Below are 2374 nucleotides of genomic sequence, written 5' to 3'. Positions count from 1 at the left end.
GCGCCAAACGTTGTCGGCTTCTACGATGGCCGCCTCGATGGCGTTCGCATCTGGTCGGAGGAGCCGAACTGGCTCGACGACGGCGCTTATTCGCTGGGCATTTGCACTTATGCGATCGTCGATGGATCGCAAGCGCTTGTCTATGACACGCATATATCCCTGCCCCACGCCCGCCTTGTCCGGCGGACGCTCGAAGAGATGGGCGTGACCTCGATCCGCGTCGTGCTCAGCCACTGGCATGACGATCATATTGCCGGGAACGAGGTGTTCCATGATTGCGAGATCATCGCCAACCGCCTCACAGCCTCGGCCCTTGAACGTGGCCGGGCCGAGATCGAAGGCGGCAATCCGCCGATCAGGCCGCTCGTGCTCCCCAACAGGATATTCGACAACAACCTCCATCTGACCGTCGGAGCGATCCCCGTCGAACTCCGCCAGGTCGAAATCCACAGCCATGACGGCACGGTCCTGCTGATGCCCGATGCCGGCCTGTTGCTGGCGGGCGACACGCTGGAGGACTCGATCACCTATGTCTCCGAACCGGAGCGTCTTGCCGAACATCTGATCGACATCGAGCGCATGGCCGGCTGGCGGTTCGATCGCATCCTGCCCAACCACGGTTCCTGCGAAACAATTGCAGCAGGTGGCTATGACAGAAGCCTTATCGCCGCGACCCAGGCCTATGTTCGAAAACTGCTTGTCTGCCGGCAAGAGCCTGACCTGGCCAAGCAGGATCTGAGAACCTTCGGCGCGGATATGTTTGCCTCGACGGCCGTCGAGTATTTCGCGCCATACGAAGCCGTTCACCGACAAAATGTCGAGGCTGCGCTGGCGGCAAAGGGCTAAGGGCTAGCCCAGGAACGGCCGCGCCAGCAGTTCCAGGCCAAGCACGATCAGGAAGATCAGAAACCAGCGCCGGAAGGTCGCCGGGCTGATGCGCTGCCTGAGCAGCTGGCCGAGCCACATGCCGAGCAGGGCCGGCAGCACCGCCAGTGACGACATCGCGAGATGCTCGACCTCGAACGCTCCGTGCGAGGCGAGGCCAAGCGCCAGCGCGATGGTGGACACGGTGAAGGAAAGGCCGAGCGCCTGGATCAGGTCGTCCCTGCCGAGCCCCAGCGCCTGGATGTAGGGCACGGCCGGCACCACGAAGACGCCGGTGCCGCCGGTGACGAGGCCGGTGAGGACGCCGATGATGGGCGACAGCCAGCGCTCGGCCCTGGCCGGAATGCCGGGCCGCCGCGCCAGGAGTGTGTAGGTGGCGTAGAGGACAAGGGCGGCGCCGAGGCCGGCGGTCGTCCATTTGACGTTGTCGCTGGCGAGCAACCGCGCGCCGGCAATCGTGCCGACCATGATGCCGGCCATCATCAGCCACAGCCGACGCAGGATCGACGCGAAGCTCGGGCCGGCGAACAGCTGCCAGACATTGGTGACGAAGGACGGCACGATCAGCAGCGAGGCCGCGGTGACAGGCGGCATAGCGGTGCCCAGAAGTCCCATCGCCAGCGTCGGCAAGCCCATGCCGGTCACGCCCTTGACGACGCCGGCCAGCAGGAAGGTGATGGCGATGGTTGCCGTCAGCGCCAGGGAAAAATCGGACATCGCCCTTCATGCTGGGCCGGCGCCTGCTTCAAAAGGGCCAGAAGCCTTTGTTGCGGATGGCACAGAAATCCGCGCAAACAAAAAGCGGCGCCTCTCGGCGCCGCTTTCGTCTCGGGAGGAGACTGGTCTTACGGATGGTGCTCGCGGATTACGCGGCCGCTTTGGCCTCGATCTGCCTGGCCTTGTCCGAGGACTGGGTGATCGCGATCTTGCGCGGCTTCAGCTCCTCGGGAATGTTGCGCTTGAGGTCGACGAAGAGCAGGCCGTTCTTCAGCGTGGCGCCCTCGACCTCGACATGGTCGGCGAGCTGGAAGCGGCGCTCGAAAGCCCTCGAGGCAATGCCGCGATAGAGCAGCTCGGAGCCTTCGCCGTTGCCCTCTTCCTTGCGCTCACCCTTGACGGTCAGCACGTTGCGGTGGGCCTCGATTGAGATCTCGTCTTCCGAGAAGCCGGCAACCGCCATCGAGATGCGATAGGCGTTCTCGCCTGTGCGCTCGATATTGTAGGGCGGATAGGTCTGCGCGCCGTCGGGCTGGCCGAGCGAGTCGAGCATGGTGAAGAGACGGTCGAAACCGACGGTCGAACGATAGAGCGGGGAAAAATCAACGTGACGCATAGGGTGTTCTCCTATTGAGCAACAGAGTTTGCGTTTGGCCGCTGCGAAACCCGGAACGGCGTTTCGGATGGACCAGCGGTCCCGACATTGGCGACCGCTCCAAACATTTGGGAAGCGCAAAAGGGCATTTCAAGATTTTCGCCGACGGAACATTCG

General features: G+C 63.4%; 3 protein-coding genes. 1 reads left to right on the top strand and 2 read right to left on the bottom strand.

The annotated features are described in order from the left end of the window. Window positions 1–846 (top strand): MBL fold metallo-hydrolase (locus tag EN745_RS33700; RefSeq protein WP_210213784.1); only part of this gene is annotated, 846 nt, incomplete at its 5' end. Between the two features lie 3 nt (window positions 847–849). Here the strand turns inward: EN745_RS33700 and EN745_RS33695 are convergent. Both EN745_RS33695 and EN745_RS33690 read right to left on the bottom strand, forming a co-directional pair. Then, on the bottom strand, window positions 850–1602 hold the full coding sequence (locus EN745_RS33695; protein WP_127404950.1) for a sulfite exporter TauE/SafE family protein: 753 nt from the start codon (window positions 1600–1602) through the stop codon (window positions 850–852). Window positions 1603–1750: 148 nt separating this feature from the next. Next, window positions 1751–2218 carry an Hsp20 family protein gene (locus EN745_RS33690; protein WP_126058414.1) on the bottom strand — a complete coding sequence of 156 codons (468 nt, stop codon included), beginning with the start codon at window positions 2216–2218 and terminating at the stop codon, window positions 1751–1753. Window positions 2219–2374: the final 156 nt, after the last annotated feature.

Source organism: Mesorhizobium sp. M4A.F.Ca.ET.022.05.2.1, from assembly GCF_003998845.1.
Taxonomy (GTDB): Bacteria; Pseudomonadota; Alphaproteobacteria; order Rhizobiales; family Rhizobiaceae; genus Mesorhizobium.
This window is presented reverse-complemented; position numbering and strand designations above follow the sequence as displayed.